Genomic DNA, 22021 nt, shown 5'->3' on the forward strand with positions numbered 1-22021 from the left:
TACGAACAAACATTAGAAAATCTGATGTTATCGAGCAGATAAGATCGTTTTCCAGAGCTGACGACGCCCCATAGACTGCAAGCATTCCCGGTCGACAGGACCAAGGTTTCCAACAGCAGGCGATCAGCTTGCGCCACTCCAACAAACCATCAAAACCTAGCAGCGCGCACTGAAATTGCACTGGCGAGAAAACGCGCAGCGCGAGTTAAAACGCTCCGGTTTCAGATCAAGCGCAACAACCGCGTCCGCCAATTGCAGGGGTGAGCTGGGCAATCGAGCTCACCACCATGCGACCTCTCATGGCGGCCTGCAGCAACCCGCAGGCCCAACATCTGCTCCTCACTTTCGCCAGCTGCGCACCGGGTCTCCCCCAGGTGGCTTCGGTGAACCGCATCCCAAAAATGGACTACTTCATGCCCAGCCCAACACTTCATCTGTATACCGACAGCTCACCAAACGGCTTCAAGATAAGCATTGCGCTGGAAGAGCTCGAACTACCCTATCAGCTGCATCACGTGCGCATCGCCGAAGGCGAGCACCGGCGGCCGGAGTTTCTGAAACTGCATCCTCACGCGCGCATTCCCGTGCTTGTGGACGAATCTGCTGGCATCACTGTCTTCGAGTCGGCTGCCATCCTGTTGTACCTGGCTGAAAAGAGCGGCCGCCTCCTTCCACAGCAACCCACGGCACGATGGGAAGCGATCACCTGGCTGATGTTCCATGCCGCCAGCGTTGGCCCGATCCTTGGCCAGCGTGTTCACTTCGAGATGTTTGCCGACGAAGCACTCCCAGTCGCGATTGAGCGCTACCGGCGCTTGAGCAACGAGTTCTTCGCGACCCTGGATCAGCGTCTGGCTGACCGGCCTTGGCTGGCCGGAGACGAATACTCCATCGCCGACATCGCCGGTTTTGGCTGGACGCATATCGCCCGTGTCATCGACCTGGACTTCAGCGCCTATCCGAATTTGAGCGATTGGCACGCCCGTGTCGCCGAACGACCCGCCGTACAGCGCGGCGTACTTATCCCCGAACCGGCGACCGGCCCATGATCGAGAACCAGAAAGTGAGCGCACTGAGCAACAGAATCGATACGCAAGCAGCGCTCAAGGGTGCATCTGCGCCCGCGTTTGCGCACCACCGTGGTTATCAGCGGATGTTCCGTCAGGACGCGCTGAGTCTTGGCATCTTCCTGCCATTGCGCTTCTATCGGGGCGACATGCGAATCCTGGCCGGGCAGTCGGAGATGGTTGCTCAACTGGATCGCGCTGGCTTTGCTGCGGTATGGGTACGTGATGTTCCCTTGTTCGATCCTTTGTTCGGTGATGCCGGGCAGGTCTTCGACCCGTTCACCTATCTGGCATTCCTTGCGGCCCAGACCGCACACATCGCCTTGGCCACTGGCAGCGCCATTTTCTCGCTGCGGCACCCCATCGACCTGGCCAAGTCGGCAGCCACCATTGACCAGCTGTCTGGTGGGCGCCTGGTGATGGGTATCGCTTCTGGCGACAGACCGGTGGAGTTTCCGGCGTATGGCATCGAACACGCACAACGTGCCGAGCGCTTTGCAGATACGGTCAGCTACGTCCGCGAGTTGATGCAGCCGGGCATGTTGGACATCAACTCGCCCCTGGGTCGTGCGCAAGGCGTCGAGCTGCTGCCCAAACCGGTGGCCGCTGCGGTGCCACTGTTGGTGACCGGAACCTCGCGGCAATCGCTGCAATGGGTTGCCGAACATGCCGATGGTTGGCTGACCTACCCGGATGCCACCCACCACGCCGCTGGCCCCAAGCGCCTGGCCGAGAAGATACGCGCGTGGCGAGGTTTGATCGGGGATGACGGCTTCCGCCCGCACGTCACCAACGAGTGGATCGATCTGGTGGAAGACCCCAATCATCCCAGAACGGCGATCGATGGCGGCTACACCTTGCGGACGGGCCGTAACGGCCTGATCAATCTACTCGGCGAATGGCAGCGTGCAGGCGTCAACCATGCGGCCCTGGGAATCCAGTTCAGTCAGCGTCCGGCACAGGACGTCCTGCAGGAGCTGTCGGAGTACGTGCTCCCCCTGTACCCTTCGCACGATTCGCCGGTACCGCCAGCGATTCGTTGGTAGCACTGTCATCGGCTTGCCGGATCACAGCGACGCTTGCCGGCGTGTCCCGCCAGGAATACATCCTGGCGGGAGGCGCGCAACACGGAGGAATGCCTACGGACTGGCCTCAGCAGGCAATCGTGAAATCACCACGGAAAGCAGCGCAGCCGATGCGAGTACTACCGCGCTCAAGACGAAGGTGCTCTGGTAGCCGCTGTGATCCCACAGCAGCCCTCCAAGCGTAGACCCCAGCGCGATAGCCAGCTGGATCACCGCAACCATCAGGCCGCCGCCTGCTTCCGCCTCACCGGGCAGGGTCTGCGCAATCCAGCTCCACCAGCCCACCGGCGCAGCGGTGGCAAGCAGCCCCCACAACCCCAGCAGCACGGCGACGGCGGTCAGCGAGCGCCCCATCGGTATCAAGGCCAGCGCGATCACCGCCATCAGTACGGGTATGAGGATCAACACCCGATACAGACCTTGCTTGAGGACGCCACCAATCAAGGCGGTGCCGATGAATCCACTCAGGCCAATCCCCAGCAACACCCAGGACAGCGCAGACACGTCGAGCTGCGTCACCGTCTCCAGGAAAGGTCGCACGTAGGTGAACAGTGCGAACTGTCCCATGAAGAATGCCGCGCAGGCCGCCATGCCAAGCGCCACGGCCCTGCGACTGAGCAGACGAAGCACGCCGCTGGCCGCATCGACACGCTCAGCCTTCATCGACGGCAGGCTGCACCACTGCCACACCAGCGCTATCAGTGCGATCGGAACCAGGCAGAAGAAGGCACTGCGCCAGCCCATGACGGCACCGAGATAGCTGCCCAGCGGCGCCGCAATCACGGTCGCCAATGCGTTGTCGCTGTTGAAGATGGCCAGGGCGCGTGGCACCTGCGCAACAGGCACCAACCGCATGGCGGTGGCCGCGGACATCGACCAGAATCCACCCACAACCACGCCGATAAGCGCGCGCCCGACCAGATAGACAGGGTAGTTTGGTGCCAGTGCCACCACGCTGCCGGACACGGCCATCAACGCGGTCAATGCGAGCAGCAAGGTCCTGCGATCAGCATTGCCTGCTAATCGCGCTATGCACAGGCTGGTCACCACCGCGAACGCACCCGAGATGGCGATGCCCTGCCCCACCAGGCCTTCGCTGACACCCAGATCGGCCGCCATCGGCGTGAGCAGGCTGACAGGCAGGAACTCGGAGGCGATCAAGGCGAACACGCACAGGGTCATGGCGAAAACGCCACTCCAATGCGATGCAGCCTCGTCCAGCTCCGCACAGGCACGCACCGGCGTGCCGACGACGGGAGTCGACATGAGAAACCTCTTTACTTGATGTTTGTATTGATCAGCACCGCGGTGTTGCCGCGGTGCCGGCACAGAAGCGGGCTCGTTGCGTCCAGAGCCACGGGGGGAGCATCAGCGTGTCGCGGGAACCAAACCCTGCACGCAGCCGGCTACTGCCGCGTGGTCACAACGACGCGTGAAACCCTCGTGCACGCAGTGGGTCTTCCCCGGCAAGATGCGAAGACAGGAACGGGGGTGTGGCTATTGAGCGTCGTGATACTGCTCATCACTCACCTGCTCCATCCACTCGACATTGCTGCCATCGAGCACGCCAGTGACTGCCAGATGGGTCATGGCCGTCGTCGGCCCGGCACCATGCCAGTGCTTGACGCCCGCCGGGCAGGTGACCACGTCGCCCGGATGGATCTGTTGCACCGGCTTGCCCCATTCCTGGGTAAGCCCCACCCCGGACATCACCACCAGGCGCTGCCCTGCCGGGTGCGTATGCCAGGCCGAACGCGCGCCAGGCTCGAAGGTGACCCTGGCGCCGGAGGCGGTGAGCGCTGGATCGGCCGACCACACCGGATCGATGCGTACACGCCCGGTGAAGTGCTCGGCGCTGCCTGCAAGCGATGGCCGACTGCCGGCTTCCGAAACATGCTGCGTTGTTGAAGCTGCGGATACCGGCACTGCCGTGATCGCGGCCATCGGCACAGCCACCGCAATGAGCCCGAGGCTCTTCAGTGAGTCCTGCATAGGTGTTCCTTGAAAGACCGGCCCTGCCAAGGCGTTGGACGGTCGGGAAGCGCCCAGCAACCATCAGGACGATGGGCTGGCTGGATTCCATGGAAGATACGGGCGCCCTGAGCTGATCCGCTTGATCAGCACTACCTGCCGGGCGACGTGGTATGGCAGCAACAGCAGTGAAAGCCGCCAGCAGGCCATACGGCGCCTTCACTGCAGCGCTGGCCGTCAGGGCCAACGCTGCAGGCAACTATCGACTCGGCAAGCCGCCTCAGCCGCCCATGGTGGCGTTGTCGATCACGAAGCGATACTTGATGTCGCCCTTGAGCATGCGCTCGTAGGCTTCGTTGATCTCCTCGGCACGGATCAACTCGATATCCGCCACGATCTGGTGCTTCGCACAGAAATCCAGCATCTCCTGGGTTTCCGGAATGCCACCAATCATCGAACCGGCCAGGGTGCGGCGCTTGGTGATCATGTTGAACACATTCGGCGACGGGTGTGGCGTCGCCGGCGCCCCCACCAGCACCATCGCACCGTCACGCTTGAGCAGTGCCAGGAAAGCATCCAGGTCGTGTGGCGCGGCAACCGTGTTGACGATCAGGTCGAAGCGCTTGCCCTGTGCTGCCATCGCTGCAGCGTCACGCGACACCACCACTTCATCCGCACCCAGCGCCAGGGCGGCCTCGCGCTTGGACTCGGACGTGGTGAAGGCGATGACATGTGCGCCCATCGCATGGGCCAGCTTGATGCCCATATGGCCCAGACCGCCAATGCCGACCACGCCTACCGTCTTGCCAGGACCGGCATTCCAGTGCTTGAGCGGCGAATAGGTGGTGATGCCGGCGCATAGCAGGGGCGCTACCGCAGCCAGTTGGTCTTCGGGGTGCCCAATACGCAGCACATAGCGCTCATGAACCACGATTTCCTGCGAATAGCCGCCCAGCGTCCAACCCGGCGCATCCGCGGTAGCACCGTTGTAGGTGCCGACCATGCCATCGCAATAGTTTTCCAGCCCGGCATCGCAGTCTTCGCACTGCTTGCAGCTGTCTACGATGCAGCCGATACCGACCAGATCGCCGGGCTTGAAGCCACTCACATGCGCGCCCACTGCGGCAACCCGGCCGACGATTTCATGGCCAGGCACGCAAGGGAACTGGGTCCCCGCCCATTCGGCACGCACCTGATGCAGGTCGGAATGGCAGATGCCGCAATAGGCGATGTCGATCTGCACATCGTGCGGCCCGGGCGCGCGGCGGCTGATGTCCATCGACTCCAACGGCTTGTCGGCGGCATAGGCGCCATAGGCTTTGACAGACATGGGAACTCCGGCGGTGTTTGGGGAAGGTGGCCATTGTCCACTGCGGCGACTCGACTGATAAGGTAATCAATGCTTCTAGCCACTATTAGCTGAACTAATTAATCAACCATGCCACACTGCGGCCATGGCACGACGCAACCTCAATGATCTACTGGCCTTTGTCACCGTGGCGCGTGAAGGGAACTTCACCCGCGCGGGTGCGCTGCTGGGCGTCTCGCAGTCCGCGCTCAGCCAGGCCATCAAGGCACTGGAAGAGCGGCTGCAGATCCGCCTGCTCACCCGCACCACCCGCAGCGTCTCGCCCACGCCGGCAGGCGAGCGCCTGTTGCTGGCCATTGGCAACCGCTTCGACGAGATCGAAGCGGAGCTGGATGCACTCACCGAGCTGCGCGACAAGCCGGCCGGCTCCCTGCGCCTGACCTGCGGTGATCACTCGTTGCAGACCATCCTGCTACCCAAGCTGTTGCCGTTGATGCACCGCTATCCCGACATCCGCATCGAGTTCGACGTCAGCTATGCGCTGCGCGATATCGTCGCCGATCGCTTTGACGCGGGCGTGCGGCTGGGTGAGAGCATCGACAAGGACATGATCGCCCTGCCGATCAGCCCCAAGGTGCGCATGGCGGCAGCGGGGTCGCCGGCCTATTTCGAGAAGCATCCGATTCCCAAGGTTCCCGCAGACCTGACCCAGCACAAATGCATCAACATCCGCTTTGCCACCTCCGGCGGTCTCTACGTCTGGGAGTTCGAGCGCAATGGCAGACAGGTGAACGTACGGGTCGAGAGTCAGGCGGTATTCAACACCTCGCCGCCAATGGTGCAGGCGGCGTTGGATGGTCTTGGTATCACCTTCCTGCCGGAGGAAGAGTTCGGTGATCACATCGAGCAAGGCAGGCTGGTGCGCGTACTGCAGAACTGGTGCCCGCCCTTCCCCGGCTATCACCTGTACTACCCCAGCCGCCGCCAGCATTCGGCTGCATTCGCACTGGTGGTGGATGCGCTGCGGATCTGAACCGCAGCATCGGGACCAGCTGCTTGAACGCCTGGTCCCGAGCTGCTTGCTGCATCACCGACAATCCCTGCGATGGGGCCGACCAGACGGTCAACTATTGAAGTCGGTGATCACGACACGGGCGATCGCTCCATCCTTCAATGACTCGAAGCCATCGTTGATCTGCGACAGCGCTATCTCCTTTGACACCAACTCCGCCAGATTGAAGCGGCCGGCCAATGCCATTTCTGCGTAAAACGGGATATCACGCTTCAGGTTTGACGAGCCCATGTAAACCGTCTCGATCCGATTCTGGTTCAGTTGCAGGCTGAGGGCATGGAGCTCAACGCTCGTCGCTCCGTCACCGATTCCTACCAGGTACAGCCCGCCGCCCTTGGCAAGCATCTGCAGGCCTTGCTCGATCACTGCCCGGACACCGACGAAGTCGAACACATAATCGGCGCCGCCCGGAAGCAAAGCTCTCACTGCCTGCACTGGATCGCGCTCGCGGGAGTTGATCACGTCGGTGGCGCCGAAACGTCTTGCGCGTTCAAGCTTGCCGTCGGCCACGTCGATTGCAATGATGCGCGACGCCCCGGCAAGCCGTGCCCCTCCAATACCGCTGAGTCCGACACCGCCGGCGCCAATGACAATCACCGTCTCGCCGTGCTGCACACCAGCCGTATTGAGCACCGCGCCCGCTCCGGTGAGCACGCCACAGCCCAACAGCGCTGCTTGTGCAAAGGGCAGCGCTTTCGGAACGCGTGCAATCTGGTTCTCATGCGCCAGTACCTGTGCCGCGAAGCCGCCAAGGCCAAACCCCTGGTTGATCACACGCCCGCCACTGCTGCGCAGGCGGGCAGGCTCGGCGTCCCCCCGCAATGTCGCTTCCGGCTGCAGGCACGCATGGGTATGGCCGGACAGGCACTGCACGCACCTGCCACAGAACTGGATCAGGCTGGCGACGACATGATCGCCGAGATTGAACTCCGACGCCTCCTCACCGAGCGCAATCACCACCCCGGCCACTTCATGCCCCAGCACTACCGGCGGCGCGTAGCCGATGCCGGCCCGGGCAAGCGTCAAGTCGCTATGGCAGAGCCCGGAGGCTTTGACGTCGATCAGAACCTCTCGCCCTATGGGCTTGTCCAGTTCGATGTCCTGCACATCGAAACCTCCACCCACTGAACTCACTACGGATGCCTTCATTGAAGCTCTCTTCGGTTGAGATGCACGGTGCGTTGGGGTGGATGAGCACCACGCGAGCGTGGATGCCGCGCTCCTGGCTACCAACGCCAGTCAAGGCCAGATAGCAGTGCAGTAGCCCACCTCCATCCAGGTTGACGCTTAGACAACAGGCAACAGCTGCAACGCACAGACATCGCGTTGCTGAATGGGCTCAGCCGGCATTTGTCGTAACGTCTGCGAGTTGCGGGATACAGCGGCCCACCAGCGGATGCGTGACATCACACTCAGAGCAGGCCGGGAACAAGCGTAGGGACATCTGACGTACCTGCAGTAGCCGGATATCGGCCAACCCTTGCCCAATCCTGTCTTCACCCCGACGCACGCGATGACAGGCCGCCACCGACATCGTTCACCTCGCCAGATCTGGCCGCAGAACGTTGTCGCGCATTGCCAACGCGTCGCGCAACGGCGTCACGCCGAACATCTTCCGGTACTCGCGGCTGAACTGCGACGGGCTTTCGTAACCCACGGCGTAGGCGACACTGGCTGCGGTGGACGGTTGCGCAGCCAATCTCCGCCGTGCCTCCTGCAGGCGCAAAGGCTTCTGGTACTGCAAGGGGCTCATGCCGGTAGCTGCCAAGAAGTGGCGGTGCAGCGAGGACAGACTCATGCCAACGCGGCTGGCCAACAGCCCCACCTGCATCGGTTGCGCATATCCGACACGGATCTGATTGATCACGATACCAACCCGCGCAAGACGGCCGTTCGACAACGCGAACTGGCGCAGAACCGGCCCTTGCTCACCAAGCAATAACCGATACAGCAGTTCGCGCTCGAACAACGGTGCGAGCATCCCGATGTCTGCCGGACTGTCCAGCAACCGGATCAAGCGATGCAGCGGATCGAGCAATTCGGGACCTGGCACGCCCGCCACAACAGCGATCGACGTCACCGGGTCAGGCAACTGTTCGCCCATATCCAGTAACACCGTGGACAGTATCGCGGGATCCACGCGCAAGGCAACACCCAGAAACGGCCGTGCGGGGCCGGCCTGGAATATCTCGCCCGCCATTTGCGGCTGTGCCTGCGCCACCACGTAGCGCGGTGCTGCCAGCTCGAAGGGCGTCCCACGCAAGCTCAGGCGCGCTCGACCCTGCACAACAAGCAACAAGCAGGTGCCCCGCACGGGCGCAGATATCGCACCGCCAGCATCCGAGCGTAGTAGCGTGACACGTGGGATGACCGTGCCGGCGAAACCAGGCGCACCATGCCTGGCGATTGCTGCCTGCAGTTCCGTCAACAATGCCATTCGGTCAGCCTAGCGGGCATTCGGCGCAATGGAATGACCGGAACTGCCATTTCGACAATGGCAAGGAGCACCGATGGCGGCTAGTTGCGTGCCTCCTCGTTCAGTCAGTACAGCAACGGTGCTGACTGCCGTTCCGCACGCTGCGTGTGGGTATTCCGCAACGGATACCGGACGTCGGCGTTCAGCGCACCGGCAGCGCGGATCATCTGAGCGCGAGCTTGCCCTTGCTGTGGTGCCGTCTAACCAGTTCTTCCAGATAGATGTCCAAAGCGGCACGAGCGTCTTCGGAGGTCTCCTTGTGCTTCAACGCCCAGCCCAGGCGATCCATCAATACCGGGTCACGGCACTCATCCAGAGTGCTTTCATCCCATTGACGCGCCTTGCGGTAACGTTTTGCGCGCTCGGCCTGTGATAGCGGGGTATCGTAGAGCCGCGGTCGGCCACGCCGTTTTGCAGGCACGGGGGTGGGCGTTGGTTCAACTTCATCCACAGCACCGTGATCATCACGCATTGTCTATCCCCCGCTGGCTCGCGCTCAATAATAAAGTGATTCATCACATTTTGCGCGATGTGTCGCCGCCGCCTGCGCCAGCACGGCAATGTTCGGGGAACACGCGGCGATCAAGCGTGCAATGTTGGTGATGAAACCAGCGATCCGGGTTTGGTACCTCATACCTGCGCACCTGAGCCGACTCCAGCATCTGGGCTGCGCCGACGTCCCCACAAAGTCCTTTAAAAACAACGTCTGCCCCGCTTGCTTACAGCGCCGGGCAAGGGCGCGGACCAGATCCCGCAGGCGGCGTGGTCAGGGCCCGCAGTTCAGACTCGTCCTACGAAGCAAAGCCGTTGAATAGGACCCGTAGTGCTTACTTTGCTGACACTACACAAATAAAGTAACAGCAGGCGCAGGGCAAACCAATATCTCTTTGCTCCTTCATGCCATGCGCCGGCTGCCCACAGCGCGGCTGTCTGCTCTGTAGAGGTTCCTCCCGTTCAACAACTGAAGCCGATCCGCCATGAAGCCACTCAGCCTCCGCGTTGTTCTCGCGGACGATCACTCAGCCGTGCGTGCCGGCCTTCAGTACGTACTTACCAGCGCCGGCACGATTTCCGTTACAGGGTCAGCGCGCAATTCGACCGAGCTCATGGATGTACTGGCGCGCAGTCCCTGCGACGTGCTGATCTCCGACTACTCGATGCCTGGGGGACGCTACGGTGATGGCATCGCGCTGTTCAAGCTGGTCAAGAAGCGTTATCCCTCGATCAAGATCGTGGTGCTCACCATGCTGGAGAATCCCGGCATCGTGCACTCACTGCTGACGCTGGGCATTTCCTGCATCCTGAGCAAGACGGATTCGCTCAATCACCTCATGCCAGCCGTTCATGGCGCTTTCGCCAATGGACGCTATCTGTCGCCCACCATCACCGAGATCGCTGGCGCTGTGACTTCCGGCAACTCCGGCGTGCAGACGCTCACCACCCGTGAGTTGGAGGTCATCCGCTTCTTCGTCTCCGGCCTGACGGTAAACGAAATTGCCGAGCGTCTGAGTCGCAGCAAGAAGACCATCAGCACCCAAAAGGGGGCAGCCATGCTGAAGCTGGGACTGAAGCGCGATGTCGATCTGCTGAGATACGGCATCGAATCAGGCCTGGCCGACGCGGAAGCGGCTCCCTCCATCGCCCGTGCGTCGTAATCACTACCGCGTGCATCCGCCAGCTGCCCATCACTGCATCGCACATTGATAGCCCTCGCCTCCCCGCGGCATGGCCTATCAAGGAGTCAAATCCGAAATTCGGGAACCCACCAAAAGCAAGACATCTCTGTCTTATTGGGACCGGTCCTATGGCTGCGCCAGACCGCTTGACACAACATGAGCAAATTCCTTGTGCGGCGCCAACCTGGCGCTCGCATGCGTGCTTTGCTTTTGAGCTGCGGCTGAGAAAACACAAAGATGGACAAGAAAACCGCGGACGTCAGACGGCTGCTGATCGAATTCGCCCGACTATCCACCGCCCAGAAAAATCAGTTTCTGGAGACTCTCAATCTGTTCATGTATGCCTCCCCACAACGTAGGCGCAAGATCATGCTGCAGTGGGAGTCGGGAAAGGCTGGCCTGGACTTGGAATGAAACCGTCCGATTGCTGGCGCGAGCCGCTTGCATTCATGTCTGGCCCCCAACGATCACAGCTTACGGTGCGGCCGGGGTGCCGCCAGAACAAGTAACCAGACCGTTCTCCATCGCGTAACGCAACAGGTCCACATCCTTTTCAATTGACAGTTTCTCCATCGCGCTGGCCTTTTGCGTGCTGATGGTCTTCTTGCTTCGATGCAGACGCTCGGCAATCTCGTTTACCGTCAGGCCCGACGCATAGAGCCGCACCACTTCGGACTCGCGGATGCTCAACACGCCGGCCGGGTTGCGGCTGCGCCTGTTGAGCTCGATGCCCTGTACCACCTTGTCGATGGTGGGCGAGTAGTACTTGCCGCCGCTCTGCGCCGCATGAACCGCCGGCACAAGATGCGTCAATGCATCCGACTTGCTGACAATGCAGCTCACCCCTTGCGTCAGCAGGGTATGCAGTACCGCCGGGTTGTCGAGCATCGTAAGCACGACCAGCCGCACCTGCGGATAACGCCTGGCGATCATCCCGAAAAGCGCAATCCCATCGCCGAAGTCGCCGGCCGGCATTGCGTAGTCGGAGACCACCACATCGCATGCCACGCTACCAAGCAGCGCCATCAATTCGGTCGAATCGGAAGCGGTTCCCACCAGCTCAAGCGTGGCTATGGACGATAATTCGTACTTCACCCCGGCGATCATGCCCGGATGATCGTCAGCCAAGATCACCCTGATCCTGAAACCACTCATGGCGAGGTCTCCGTGAAGTGCGCTGGCAGCTGGCCAATCCAGGCTGGGGAGGCATCCCCTACCCTGCGAGGCACGTCTGGACAGAATTTATGTCACATCACGCCCAAAGACAAAGACTTGTGAGCGAAGGAAAGACTCGCCTGCCGGTTTGAGCGCCCCCCCTTTGGCCCCCATGCCGTGGCGCTGGCCAGTCATGGGAAGAACTCCCGTCCCATATTGCAGCAGGAGGGGAGCACAAACCGGTAGCATGGGTGCGAACCTTGTGGTGCGCCCCGCCTACCGTAAAGTGAGCTTTCCACCGCAGGGCAACCGCGCGCTATCCCCAGTCCTGCGCAGGAAGCAGAGGCCGCTGCCGACACTGCCCGTGCCCAAGTCTCCGTAGACGCCTGAGCATCGGGAGTGTCCCGCCTTCGCACCGGCGTCCGACCCGACCGGCCTGCCCAGACCCGCACGCCAGCCCCCATCGCGTGGCCAGAAAGTAAGCCGTGTGCAAACAGCTAAGGCCGCAATCAGGTAAGAGCGTCTGGCTTACAGAAGCAGATCGTCCGCGGCGCCATCATGGTGAGCAGACGCCTTCCGCATCAGATCAGTCCTGACGTGCGACGTACTGCAGATAGTCCGCCTTGGGCATGGCACGAGCATGCAGGTACCCTTGGGTGGTGTGGCAGCCCAGGCTGCGCACCATGTCCAGGTCCCGATAGGTTTCCACGCCCTCGACGACAACCGTGGCAACCATCTGCCGGGCCATGGCGATGGTGCTGGCCAGCAGGCAGCGGGCATGCGCGTGATCGCGCGCCTCCACCAACATGCTGCGGTTGATCTTCAGCTCGTTGAAAGGCACTTGCAGCAATCTGTCCAGAGATGAATCACCGCTGCCAAAATCGTCGATGGCACAATTGAAACCACGCAGCCGCAATTGGGTTACAGCACCAGCAAGCGCGGGATTGCAGCGCTCACCACCATCTTCCGTGATCTCGATAACCACCCGGCTCGGATCGACTCCTGCATGATAGGCATGATCAGCAACGCTCTGTGCCCAGTGAACGCCGGTAGCTATGCATGCCGGAACATTCACCGCCATCAACAAGGACGATTCTGAATCTTCCGCAGCGATGCAGTCGAACGCGCAGGACAGCATGTAGCTGGTGAGCGACTCCAACAATCCTTCGCGCTCCATTGCGGGAAGAAACTCCGCCGGTGCCAGTACCGAGCCATCTGCCCGGTGCCAACGCGCGAGGATCTCGGCACCACGCAGCACACCGGTGATTGCGCAATGCTGAGGTTGGAAATAGGCCTGGATCTGTTGCTCCAGCAATGCACCGCGCAGTTCCTCACGCGAAAACTGCTGTGCGGAGCGCTTCACCGGTGCGGCGTCATGGGCTGACGTCGGCGACTCGACCGCGGCAGCAACGATGTTCCGCACCTGCTCCGCCTTGAGCGGCTTGCGCAGAGCGGCTGCCACGGCCAGCCCGCGATGGCGTGCATACGCCGAGGCCGCGTTCAGTATCCTGCTGGGCTGACTGCTTACGATCACCAGCCTGACATTACGGCAACGCTCGGCCAACAGGTCGATCACCTGCAGCCCCGTGAGGTCGGTGATATCCAGATCGAGGACAATCAGGTCCCAGCTGCGATCACGCAATGCAGCCACCGCCCGCGCACCATCCAGGGCCGAAATGACTTCAGACACCCCTGATTGACGCAACACCTTGGCCATCGGAAGATGCTGCAGTTCGTTGCTGTCTACCACCAGCGCATTCTGGATCATCCGGGCTTCCGGTTGGGGTGATACGAACTGGGCAAGAGCGTTCATGGGCGATGTCTCCACGCCAGAAGCGGCGATATCTGGGAAAGGGCTGTTCTCGATGGAGTCATTCTTCCAGTGCGGCCGTCCGGCCTACATCGGCCCAGTCCTAATATTCGTGTTGCAAGCTTCAGACAACGCCCTGAAATCGGGCTTTTCACCACACCAACCGGCTGTTGCCAAACGTGAGTGGAATCTCAAATGGCTTCTGAACCAGACAATGCCGGGAACGACACACGCCCTCACACGCCTACGCGGGCCAACGCCCTGAAACTTCTGAGCCGCCACCAACGCGCCCTGTTGTACGTCGGGGGCATCGTCACGACGCTGATCCTGGCCGCGGTGACAATCGTGGTCATCCATTCGCAGATCAAGGACTACATCGCCGAACGGCATGCCGACCAGGGCGGCCGTCGCATCGCTTTGCAGTCGCTGTTCGCGGTACGCGAGGGGGCAATCCGCGTCACCACCGCACAGGAAGAACACGCCTGGGAATCGCGTCAGAAGCCTGACCCCGACCTTGTTCTCAGGTTTACCGAAAGCCGCGGTCGCATGACGATCCAGCGTTCCGCCAACTCTCCGCCCGTGCTGGTTCTGGGAGATGCGGATCGGGGCCGTGCGCTGGAAAGCCTTGCGCCCTATCTGAAACTGGCTGATGAAGTCAGCCATCAGGCCGGCACCTTCGCGCGCGCATTGAACGCTTCCATCTACTTTTCCAGCCCCGACCACAGCTTCCTCGGAGCGGGCCCTCTGCCGGACGCCAACCTGCTTGCCCGGCACCAGGAAGAGTCCACCTCCGCTCTCATCCAGCGCTTGACGCCAGGCCAGTCAACCACCGCCGGGGGCGGAGGTGTGCCCACGTCGACAGGCCCGGTTTGGTTGCCCGTTGCCGATGACCCCCTCACCGGCCGGCCTTCGTTGTTGCTGCAACAGCGGGCATTCGCAGACTCCGAGGCATTTGCGGTTTTCGTGGCCTCCTACCCTGTCGAACTGGTGACGACCTTGCTCGGCTCGACACAGACCGACGAGTTCTGGATGATCGCCGATCGCCGCGGGGATCTTCTGCTTGGCGCCGAACAACCCAACGTCCGCGCGATTGCCCAGCTCCCTGTCAGCCATTGGGCCGGCGCAGCACCCGCGGAAAAGCGCGACAGGTTCGAGAGGATGGACGGGCGATTTGTCGCCACCGATCCGGTTTCTCCGGCCAACGGCGGCTGGCAGCTGATCCACACTTTTTCCTGGCGGACGATCATTGCCGCATTGTGGCCAACCCTATTGGCTTATATCGGTGCAATGTTGCTGGCGATAGGGTTTGTCTGGGCCGTCCTGCTGCTGATTGAGCGGAAAGTGTTCCGCCCCGGCTATGTCCGCTCGGAACGAATTGTCGAGAGCGAGAACCTGAACCGGACGATGGTCGAGACTGCCCCTTTCGGTCAAGCGCTTCTGTCGGCTTCAACGGGCGAAGTGCTACTTAAGAATACCGTCATGACCAGCTATGCGAACGCGCTGACCGAAACAGCGCGCCCGCTACACCTGGGTTTTCTTGACGCTTTTCATGAACATGATACGGCCAGCATCGCTTCCCCCGGCGTGGAACTGAGCGTCCTGACCCGCGAAGGAAACGAATGCGCGTTATTGGTAAGCGTGGTACCGACCAAGTACCAGGGACGCGACGTACTGTTATGCAACTTCACCGATATTACCCTGCGCAAGAAGGTTGAACAGGAACTGCAGAACGCCCGCGCCGCCTCCGAAGCAGCGAATGAAGCGAAATCGACTTTCCTGGCCATCATGAGCCATGAGATCCGCACACCGTTGAACGCCATCCTGGGCAACCTGGAGTTGCTGGAACGCACTTCGTTGACGGCCGAACAGCACAGTCGACTACATGCCGTCACCTCATCGTCCTCTGCCTTGCTCAATATCATCAATGACATTCTGGACTTCTCCAAGGTCGAGTCCGGACAGATGACCATCGAGTCGATACCTTTCGACCTGAAAGAAGTGACACAGCAGTGCATCGATATGTTCTCGCCAATGGCGCAGGCCAAAGGCCTGGGCCTGGATCTGATCATTGGCGACGAGATCCAGCCACGCTACATGGGTGATCCCACACGCATCCGCCAGATACTCTTCAACCTCATCAGCAATGCGATCAAATTCACCGACACGGGTGACGTACTGGTTGAAGTCTACCTCCAGGATGACAACGCTATTGACTCGGCCATAGTCCTCGGCGTGAGCGATACCGGCATCGGCATGAGTGCAGCCCAGCAAACAGCCCTGTTCACGACGTTCTCCCAGGCCGACTCCACCATCGCGCGACGCTATGGCGGCACCGGACTGGGGCTGGCGCTCTGTCGACGCCTGGCCGAGCTGATGCACGGCGCCATCCTGGTGAAGAGTTCACCAGGCAACGGCAGTACCTTCATCGTCACCTTGCCTCTAGCAGGCGCAGCGGGCGCCCCCGCCCTGGCCGCATCACCCGACGCGGCGGGTCTCGTACAAACGGCCGCACTGCATGTTCTGGTGGTTGATGACCATCCCGCCAATCGGAAGCTGCTGCAGCTTCAACTGGAAGCACTTGGATGCAGCGCAAGAACGTTCGAAGACTGCGGTACAGCCATTGCCACCTTCAACGACCAGCCCTATGACCTGATTCTGACTGACCTGAACATGCCCGGCATGGATGGCTTCACCTTCGCAAGTTGTCTGCGTAACCGCGGGGTTGCCACCCCCATCATCGCAGTCACCGCACATGCCTCGGACCGGGACCGAGCGCGCAGCAGGGAAGCCGGTATCAGCGGCATCCTGATCAAACCAGTTCTGCTGGAAACGCTACGCACAACACTCGCCCAACTTGGCAAGCCCCGCGCGCCATTAGAAACCAACGAAGGCCATTGGGACATTGCCACCGGCATGCTTCCCGCAGAGGTGCACGCCCCCCTGCTGGCCTCGCTTCAGGATTCCGTCACCGCAATCCGCCAAACCTTGGACTCAATCGGCGCGAATGGCCTGCAACCGAATAGCGTCCATCACCACACCGACATCATCGGCAAGCATCTGCATTCGCTGCGCGGCGCATTCGCCTTCATCCACGAGGCGGACATCGCCCGGCAATGCGCAGCGATGGAAACGCTTTTGCAGCATCAACAGCTGGACCGACTCAAACAGGCACTTAGCGATCTTGATGCTGCGGCAAATGCGGCACTTGCGCGCAGGCGAAAGAGCCCCCCTTCCTCAAAAGACAACTAGAACCAGCAGGAAGTCGCCCAAGCAGCGCACAGTGGCACGGCATTACCTTATCGAAGCCAACCTCACGCGCCACGCTAACGGCACGCCTGATGAACCTTGTTGTCCCAGATGCTCGACATCTTGAAGTCGCGCTTCAGTCCTGCCTTGGCATAAGCCCGGTCCCGCCCTTGCCGTGCCACCTCACAGGCGCTCGCTCTTGACGGTGCCGCCGGCTGTTGCCGCACTGGCCGAACAGCCGCCGCCGGCCTCGGCGTCTTTCCCCGCAATGGATACCCAACCGCGTCCTTAGGCGGGACCACGGCCGCATCCTCGGCACCGGACGCAAAAGCCCTGCGTTCCAGCTCAGCGCCTTCGCAGGCAGCCTGCTGATAGGAATACCCGTCCGCTGTCCGGCACTTGTAAACAAAGAATTCAGGCCCGCCGACTCCCTGGACAAGCAGACAACTCAACACGACATGGAGATAGGCTGCCACGGCTGCGGCTCCAACTGACTGACCCTGCCCCAACTTGCCACCCTGACCCTGCACGCGATGCAGGTCGGCGACGTAGCCGGGCGTCAGACTCGTCCGCGATAACGGTCAGCGGCAGGTTCGGCGGCCTTTCAGTGGCATCTCATGGAATGAAGAAATTTCTTCACAAATCGCTTGCGGTAAATGTGAAGCCCCGCTATTATTTCTTTCTCGGCAACGACGCAACAACGTTCCACCGGGGCCATAGCTCAGCTGGGAGAGCGCCTGCATGGCATGCAGGAGGTCAGCGGTTCGATCCCGCTTGGCTCCACCAAATTCAGGCATTAGGCCGTCTGAATTGTCGACAATTTGATGAGTATAACGCGTCCCCATCGTCTAGAGGCCTAGGACATCACCCTTTCACGGTGGCGACCGGGGTTCGAATCCCCGTGGGGACGCCATTCATCAGGTACAAACGGACCCAGCCGTATCGGGTCTTTTTTTATCGAAGCAATCTTCCCAAGGGATTGCACAGGAAGAAGAAAAAGCTTCCAATTCGGTAAAAGGCCGCTATAATGGCGGGCTAGCAACAACGTGGGGCCATAGCTCAGCTGGGAGAGCGCCTGCATGGCATGCAGGAGGTCAGCGGTTCGATCCCGCTTGGCTCCACCAATCCAGGCCTTAGGCCGTCTGGATCTACAATTTGAGATTTGAAGAATACGCGTCCCCATCGTCTAGAGGCCTAGGACATCACCCTTTCACGGTGGCGACCGGGGTTCGAATCCCCGTGGGGACGCCATTTCTAAAAAGCTCCGAGCAATCGGGGCTTTTTTCTTGCCTGCGATTTACAGCAGCGCTGCCCTGCCCGCCCAGGCCGAGCACAGCACCCAATCTCCAGCGAGTCCTTCATCGACAGCCAGCATCCCGCGCCAGCATACTTGAGCGCTATTTGGGCGCGGGCAACGGCCAGGATCAACCAATGAACATGAAAGCACTCGCCATCTTGTTGGCCGGAGCACTTCTAGCGTTCGCAGGGACGACGCTGCACGCCAACCACCTCTTTGCGGAACGCTCGCAAACGCCCGACCCGAGCAAAGGCGAGATCATTGAGTTCAAGGTAAAAGGATCGGATCGCACGGTTTACATCACCAACGGCGACCGCATGCAGCATTGGTCGATTCTCGGCGCCGGGATTCTATTGTTTCTGCTGGGCGCCAAGGGCGGCGCCCTGCAGCGAAACCGCGTACAGAACTAAGCCCGCAAGCAGCTGCATACCTTTGTGGGAGCGAACGGCGTAAGCCGCGAAGCCACGGATCCAGAAGGCGGCAGCGTGATGCCCGGATATCCCCACAATATTGCCGGCTTCGCGGCTTACGCCACTCCCACATCGATGCTGCAGATCGAGGCATCGCCGGGAGAGCCCTTGCCGAGCATGGCTCGGCACTACTGGACAGCACGTCGCAATTGGAACTGCCGGCCAAATTTCAGGCAAAGAAAAAGGCACCGAAGGTGCCTGTTTTCTCTGGTGCCGAAGGGGGGACTCGAACCCCCACGCTTTTAAGGGCGGCGGATTTTGAATCCGCTGCGTCTACCGATTCCGCCACTTCGGCTGGCAGGAGCGGAATTATAGCGAAGCTTTGTCCAATTGGGCAGGCCTTGGTGGAAAATATTTGTGTAATACCTGTTTCGGCGACTGGCTATACTTCGACCGATCCAGATACAGGGGAGAACGATGGGCTCGCTCGAAGGTACGAGGGTGCTGGTCGTGGAGAACGACGAGTTGAATGCCATGCTGCTGCAGATGCAGCTGGAGATGGAAGGCATGCTGGTGGGCGGCGTCGCTGCCACGGTCAGTGCTGCCTTGCAGATGATCGATGAGCTGCAGCCCCAGCTCGTGTTCCTGGACTATTGGCTGGCATGCAACGAGAACAGCAGCCCGGTTGCCGAGTGTCTGCGGCAGCGTGGGATTCCATTCCTGGTAGCCACCGGGATGGAAATCGATCAGCTGCCTGCAGTGTTCGATGCCGGCGTGAAGCTCTCCAAGCCTTACACCGGCAGCGATCTGAGCCAAGCGCTGCAGCGTGCGCTTGCTCCGGCTTGAGATTCCAGGTTGTGGGAGCGGCGTAAGCCGCGAAGCAGATGGATCATCGATCGGCACTGATGCGCTGAACCTCCACATTGCTAGCTTCGCGGCTTACGCCGCTCCCACGGGATTGATGGAGCTCTGCGGCAGCTGACTCAGCTGCCGCGTTTTGCCCTTGCGAATGCATCGGCCAGTGCATTGTTGGCCGGCGCCGCAGACACTGCCGGTCGGCCATCGCCATTGCCTGGATTGCGCTGACCGCGCTGATCCCGATCGCGCCCGCCGCCAGCAGCACGCCCCTGCCCTGCGCCGCGCTCATCGCGCTCGGTTCTTTTGGCCGGGGCGGGCGTATCTTCAAGGCGTCTGGTCAAGGCGATGCGCTTGCGTGCGACGTCCACCTCCAGCACTTTGACCTTCACGATATCGCCCGCCTTGACCACGTCGCGTGGATCCTTGACGAAGGTATCGGACAAGGCGGAGATATGGATCAGGCCGTCTTGGTGCACACCGATATCGACGAAGGCACCGAACGCGGCAACGTTACTGACAACGCCCTCCAGGATCATGCCTTCGCGCAGGTCCTTGATGTCCTCGATGCCCTCGGCAAAACGCGCGGCCTTGAACTCGGGGCGCGGATCGCGGCCTGGCTTTTCCAATTCATTGAGGATGTCACGCACGGTCGGCACACCAAACTTGTCGTCGGTGAACTGTTCGGCCTTCAGGCTGCGCAGGTAACTGCCGTCGCCCAACAGCGCCTTGATCGGCTTGGCAGCGGCAGCGACGATGCGCTCGACCACGGGATACGCTTCCGGGTGAACCGCAGAGGCATCAAGCGGCTCGTCGCCATCTGCAATCCGCAGGAAGCCGGCGCATTGTTCAAAGGTCTTGTCGCCCAGGCGCGGCACTTTCAGCAGGTCCTTGCGGCGCTTGAACGGGCCATTCTCATCGCGGTGACGGACAATATTCTCGGCAACCGTCGATGACAAACCCGATACGCGCGTCAACAGCGCGGCCGAGGCGGTGTTGACGAACACGCCGACGGCATTGACGCAGTCCTCGACACGCGCATCCAGCGCCTTGGCCAGACGGAACTGGTCGACGTCGTGCTGGTACTGGCCAACACCAATGGCCTTGGGCTCGATCTTGACCAGTTCGGCCAGTGGATCCTGCAGGCGGCGCGCAATCGACACTGCACCACGCAGCGAGACATCCAGGCCCGGGAATTCCTTGGCGGCAAACTCGGAGGCCGAATACACCGAGGCACCGGCCTCGCTCACCACCACCTTCTGCAGCTTGGGATTGGCACAGGCGGCGATTGCCTCGCCTGCCAGCTTGTCGGTCTCGCGGCTTGCAGTCCCGTTGCCGATCGCGATCAATTCGACGTTGTGCTTGATGCACAGCTGCTTGATCGTCTGCAGTGACGGCTCCCACTGCCGGCGCGGCTCATGCGGGTACACCGTATCGGTGGCCAGCAGCTTGCCGGTGGCATCGACGACGGCGATCTTGCAGCCGGTGCGGATGCCCGGATCCAGTCCAAGCACCGCCTTGGGACCGGCCGGCGCTGCCAGCATCAGATCCTTCAGGTTGTCGCCGAACACCGCAATCGCCTCAGCCTCGGCTTTTTCGCGGGCCTGGTTGAACAGGTCCAGCAGCAGGTGCATATGCAGTTTGGCGCGCCAGGTCAGGCGGCAGGCGTCCAACAACCAGCGATCGGCCGGTCGCTCCTTGTTGGCGATGCCTGCGTTGAGCGCCACCCGACCTTCCGCATACTGGTGGCCGGCCTCGGCGTCGCTGCCCGGGTCCAGTTCGAGGAAGATGAACTCTTCGCGGCGCGCACGGAACAAGGCCAGCAGGCGGTGCGAAGGAATCTTCGCCAATGCCTCGGCATGATCGAAATAGTCACGGTATTTGGCGCCTTCGGCCTCCTTGCCTTCGGCAACGCGGGCGCGGATGATGCCGTTCCCTGCCAGCCAGTTGCGCAATTCGCCAACCAATGCAGCGTCTTCACCCCAGCGCTCCATCAGGATGGCGCGTGCACCTTCCAGTGCGGCCTTGGTATCAGCAACGCCCTTTTCCGCATTTACAAAACCGGCGGCGAAGACCTGTGGGTCCAACATGGGATCGCCGAGCAGGCCATCGGCCAGCGGCTCCAACCCCGCTTCGCGGGCGATCTGCGCACGGGTCCGACGCTTCTGCTTATAGGGCAGATACAGGTCTTCCAGACGCGACTTGGTGTCGGCGCCCATGATCTGCTCACGCAGCACATCGGTCAGCTTGCCTTGTTCATCGATGCTGGACAGCACGGCGCGGCGACGATCTTCGAGTTCGCGCAGGTAGGTCAAACGACTTTCGAGATTACGCAACTGGGTATCGTCCAGGCCGCCAGTCACTTCCTTGCGGTAGCGGGCGATGAACGGAACGCTGGCGCCCTCATCCAGCAGCGCGATGGCCGCCTTGGTCTGAGTGGCTTGTGCGCCGATCTCGTCGGCGATTGTCTGCGCGATCTGCTGCGCGAGCTTGATGTCTTGCATTGCCGGTGCGGTAGCCACGGTGACGGAAGCTGCCATTCTGGCAATGCGCGGGCCTGGGCGAAAGCCGTTGACAGCACGCGCCGGACCT

Annotated in this window: 17 protein-coding genes and 5 tRNA genes; 12 read left to right on the forward strand and 10 right to left on the reverse strand. The window is 61.3% G+C overall.

Features of this window, described 5'->3' with window-relative positions:
- Positions 1–383 precede the first annotated feature (383 nt).
- A complete protein-coding gene (locus AC1VXC_RS03970) occupies positions 384–1049 on the forward strand; it encodes a glutathione S-transferase family protein (RefSeq protein ID WP_481538089.1) in 666 nt (221 codons plus the stop codon).
- Positions 1046–2113 (forward strand): LLM class oxidoreductase, encoded by a 1068-nt coding sequence (locus AC1VXC_RS03975; RefSeq protein ID WP_481538090.1) that lies wholly within the window; start codon positions 1046–1048, stop codon positions 2111–2113. Before AC1VXC_RS03970 ends, AC1VXC_RS03975 begins: the two co-directional genes overlap by 4 nt.
- A 93-nt stretch (positions 2114–2206) precedes the next feature.
- Here the strand turns inward: AC1VXC_RS03975 and AC1VXC_RS03980 are convergent, their stop codons facing one another.
- The 3 genes from AC1VXC_RS03980 to AC1VXC_RS03990 all read right to left on the reverse strand — a co-directional run bounded on the left by AC1VXC_RS03980 (position 2207) and on the right by AC1VXC_RS03990 (position 5453).
- A complete protein-coding gene (locus AC1VXC_RS03980; RefSeq protein WP_481538091.1) occupies positions 2207–3418 on the reverse strand; it encodes an MFS transporter in 1212 nt (403 codons plus the stop codon).
- Between the two features lie 231 nt (positions 3419–3649).
- Positions 3650–4144, reverse strand: coding sequence for a (R)-mandelonitrile lyase (locus AC1VXC_RS03985; protein ID WP_481538092.1), 495 nt, complete (start codon positions 4142–4144; stop codon positions 3650–3652).
- Between the two features lie 259 nt (positions 4145–4403).
- Entirely contained in the window at positions 4404–5453 is a 1050-nt protein-coding gene (locus tag AC1VXC_RS03990) for an NAD(P)-dependent alcohol dehydrogenase (protein WP_481533726.1), read from the reverse strand.
- Between the two features lie 124 nt (positions 5454–5577).
- Between AC1VXC_RS03990 and AC1VXC_RS03995 the strand changes: the two genes are divergently transcribed.
- A complete protein-coding gene (locus AC1VXC_RS03995) occupies positions 5578–6465 on the forward strand; it encodes a LysR family transcriptional regulator (RefSeq protein WP_481538093.1) in 888 nt (295 codons plus the stop codon).
- Positions 6466–6555: 90 nt separating this feature from the next.
- Here AC1VXC_RS03995 and AC1VXC_RS04000 read toward each other — a convergent pair whose 3' ends face one another.
- The 3 genes from AC1VXC_RS04000 to AC1VXC_RS04010 form a co-directional block, all read right to left on the reverse strand.
- Positions 6556–7653: a zinc-binding dehydrogenase gene (locus AC1VXC_RS04000; protein WP_481538094.1), complete on the reverse strand. Its 1098-nt coding sequence runs from the start codon at positions 7651–7653 to the stop codon at positions 6556–6558.
- Positions 7654–8041: 388 nt separating this feature from the next.
- On the reverse strand, positions 8042–8941 hold the full coding sequence (locus AC1VXC_RS04005; protein WP_481538095.1) for an AraC family transcriptional regulator: 900 nt from the start codon (positions 8939–8941) through the stop codon (positions 8042–8044).
- A 202-nt stretch (positions 8942–9143) separates the two neighbouring features.
- Positions 9144–9452: a hypothetical protein gene (locus tag AC1VXC_RS04010; RefSeq protein WP_481538096.1), complete on the reverse strand. Its 309-nt coding sequence runs from the start codon at positions 9450–9452 to the stop codon at positions 9144–9146.
- Between the two features lie 505 nt (positions 9453–9957).
- Between AC1VXC_RS04010 and AC1VXC_RS04015 the strand changes: the two genes are divergently transcribed.
- Positions 9958–10635, forward strand: a complete 678-nt coding sequence (locus AC1VXC_RS04015) for a response regulator (protein ID WP_481527540.1) — start codon at positions 9958–9960, stop codon at positions 10633–10635.
- Positions 10636–10893: 258 nt separating this feature from the next.
- Positions 10894–11070: a hypothetical protein gene (locus tag AC1VXC_RS04020; RefSeq protein ID WP_313170127.1), complete on the forward strand. Its 177-nt coding sequence runs from the start codon at positions 10894–10896 to the stop codon at positions 11068–11070.
- A 60-nt stretch (positions 11071–11130) separates the two neighbouring features.
- Here AC1VXC_RS04020 and AC1VXC_RS04025 read toward each other — a convergent pair whose 3' ends face one another.
- Positions 11131–11811, reverse strand: a complete 681-nt coding sequence (locus AC1VXC_RS04025; protein WP_482995006.1) for a response regulator — start codon at positions 11809–11811, stop codon at positions 11131–11133.
- 586 nt (positions 11812–12397) lie between these two features.
- Positions 12398–13624: an EAL domain-containing protein gene (locus tag AC1VXC_RS04030; RefSeq protein WP_481538099.1), complete on the reverse strand. Its 1227-nt coding sequence runs from the start codon at positions 13622–13624 to the stop codon at positions 12398–12400.
- A gap of 192 nt (positions 13625–13816) precedes the next feature.
- Here AC1VXC_RS04030 and AC1VXC_RS04035 point away from each other — a divergent pair, with 192 nt between their 5' ends.
- From AC1VXC_RS04035 to AC1VXC_RS04060, 6 genes are all read left to right on the forward strand, one after another.
- A complete protein-coding gene (locus AC1VXC_RS04035; protein WP_481538100.1) occupies positions 13817–16870 on the forward strand; it encodes a response regulator in 3054 nt (1017 codons plus the stop codon).
- Between the two features lie 707 nt (positions 16871–17577).
- Positions 17578–17653 (forward strand) — tRNA-Ala (locus tag AC1VXC_RS04040).
- Positions 17654–17704: 51 nt separating this feature from the next.
- Positions 17705–17780 (forward strand) — tRNA-Glu (locus AC1VXC_RS04045).
- Positions 17781–17915: 135 nt separating this feature from the next.
- Positions 17916–17991 (forward strand) — tRNA-Ala (locus AC1VXC_RS04050).
- 51 nt (positions 17992–18042) lie between these two features.
- Positions 18043–18118: transfer RNA gene (locus AC1VXC_RS04055), tRNA-Glu, on the forward strand.
- A 180-nt stretch (positions 18119–18298) separates the two neighbouring features.
- Positions 18299–18574 (forward strand): hypothetical protein, encoded by a 276-nt coding sequence (locus tag AC1VXC_RS04060; protein WP_313170122.1) that lies wholly within the window; start codon positions 18299–18301, stop codon positions 18572–18574.
- A 268-nt stretch (positions 18575–18842) separates the two neighbouring features.
- Here the strand turns inward: AC1VXC_RS04060 and AC1VXC_RS04065 are convergent.
- A tRNA-Leu gene (locus AC1VXC_RS04065) sits at positions 18843–18929 on the reverse strand.
- Between the two features lie 122 nt (positions 18930–19051).
- Between AC1VXC_RS04065 and AC1VXC_RS04070 the strand changes: the two genes are divergently transcribed.
- On the forward strand, positions 19052–19420 hold the full coding sequence (locus AC1VXC_RS04070) for a response regulator (RefSeq protein ID WP_313495567.1): 369 nt from the start codon (positions 19052–19054) through the stop codon (positions 19418–19420).
- Between the two features lie 137 nt (positions 19421–19557).
- Here AC1VXC_RS04070 and AC1VXC_RS04075 read toward each other — a convergent pair whose 3' ends face one another.
- On the reverse strand, positions 19558–21933 hold the full coding sequence (locus AC1VXC_RS04075; RefSeq protein WP_481538109.1) for a Tex family protein: 2376 nt from the start codon (positions 21931–21933) through the stop codon (positions 19558–19560).
- Between the last annotated feature and the right edge of the window lie 88 nt (positions 21934–22021).

Source organism: Stenotrophomonas sp. STEN033 (assembly GCF_056856655.1).

Coding starts and splice junctions, on each gene's coding strand:
- AC1VXC_RS03975 (WP_481538090.1), top strand. CDS start 1,046: ATGATCGAGAACCAGAAAGTGAGCGCACTGAGCAACAGAATCGATACG.
- AC1VXC_RS03980 (WP_481538091.1), bottom strand. CDS start 3,418: ATGTCGACTCCCGTCGTCGGCACGCCGGTGCGTGCCTGTGCGGAGCTG.
- AC1VXC_RS03985 (WP_481538092.1), bottom strand. CDS start 4,144: ATGCAGGACTCACTGAAGAGCCTCGGGCTCATTGCGGTGGCTGTGCCG.
- AC1VXC_RS03990 (WP_481533726.1), bottom strand. CDS start 5,453: ATGTCTGTCAAAGCCTATGGCGCCTATGCCGCCGACAAGCCGTTGGAG.
- AC1VXC_RS03995 (WP_481538093.1), top strand. CDS start 5,578: ATGGCACGACGCAACCTCAATGATCTACTGGCCTTTGTCACCGTGGCG.
- AC1VXC_RS04000 (WP_481538094.1), bottom strand. CDS start 7,653: ATGAAGGCATCCGTAGTGAGTTCAGTGGGTGGAGGTTTCGATGTGCAG.
- AC1VXC_RS04005 (WP_481538095.1), bottom strand. CDS start 8,941: ATGGCATTGTTGACGGAACTGCAGGCAGCAATCGCCAGGCATGGTGCG.
- AC1VXC_RS04010 (WP_481538096.1), bottom strand. CDS start 9,452: ATGCGTGATGATCACGGTGCTGTGGATGAAGTTGAACCAACGCCCACC.
- AC1VXC_RS04015 (WP_481527540.1), top strand. CDS start 9,958: ATGAAGCCACTCAGCCTCCGCGTTGTTCTCGCGGACGATCACTCAGCC.
- AC1VXC_RS04020 (WP_313170127.1), top strand. CDS start 10,894: ATGGACAAGAAAACCGCGGACGTCAGACGGCTGCTGATCGAATTCGCC.
- AC1VXC_RS04025 (WP_482995006.1), bottom strand. CDS start 11,811: ATGAGTGGTTTCAGGATCAGGGTGATCTTGGCTGACGATCATCCGGGC.
- AC1VXC_RS04030 (WP_481538099.1), bottom strand. CDS start 13,624: ATGAACGCTCTTGCCCAGTTCGTATCACCCCAACCGGAAGCCCGGATG.
- AC1VXC_RS04035 (WP_481538100.1), top strand. CDS start 13,817: ATGGCTTCTGAACCAGACAATGCCGGGAACGACACACGCCCTCACACG.
- AC1VXC_RS04060 (WP_313170122.1), top strand. CDS start 18,299: ATGAACATGAAAGCACTCGCCATCTTGTTGGCCGGAGCACTTCTAGCG.
- AC1VXC_RS04070 (WP_313495567.1), top strand. CDS start 19,052: ATGGGCTCGCTCGAAGGTACGAGGGTGCTGGTCGTGGAGAACGACGAG.
- AC1VXC_RS04075 (WP_481538109.1), bottom strand. CDS start 21,933: ATGCAAGACATCAAGCTCGCGCAGCAGATCGCGCAGACAATCGCCGAC.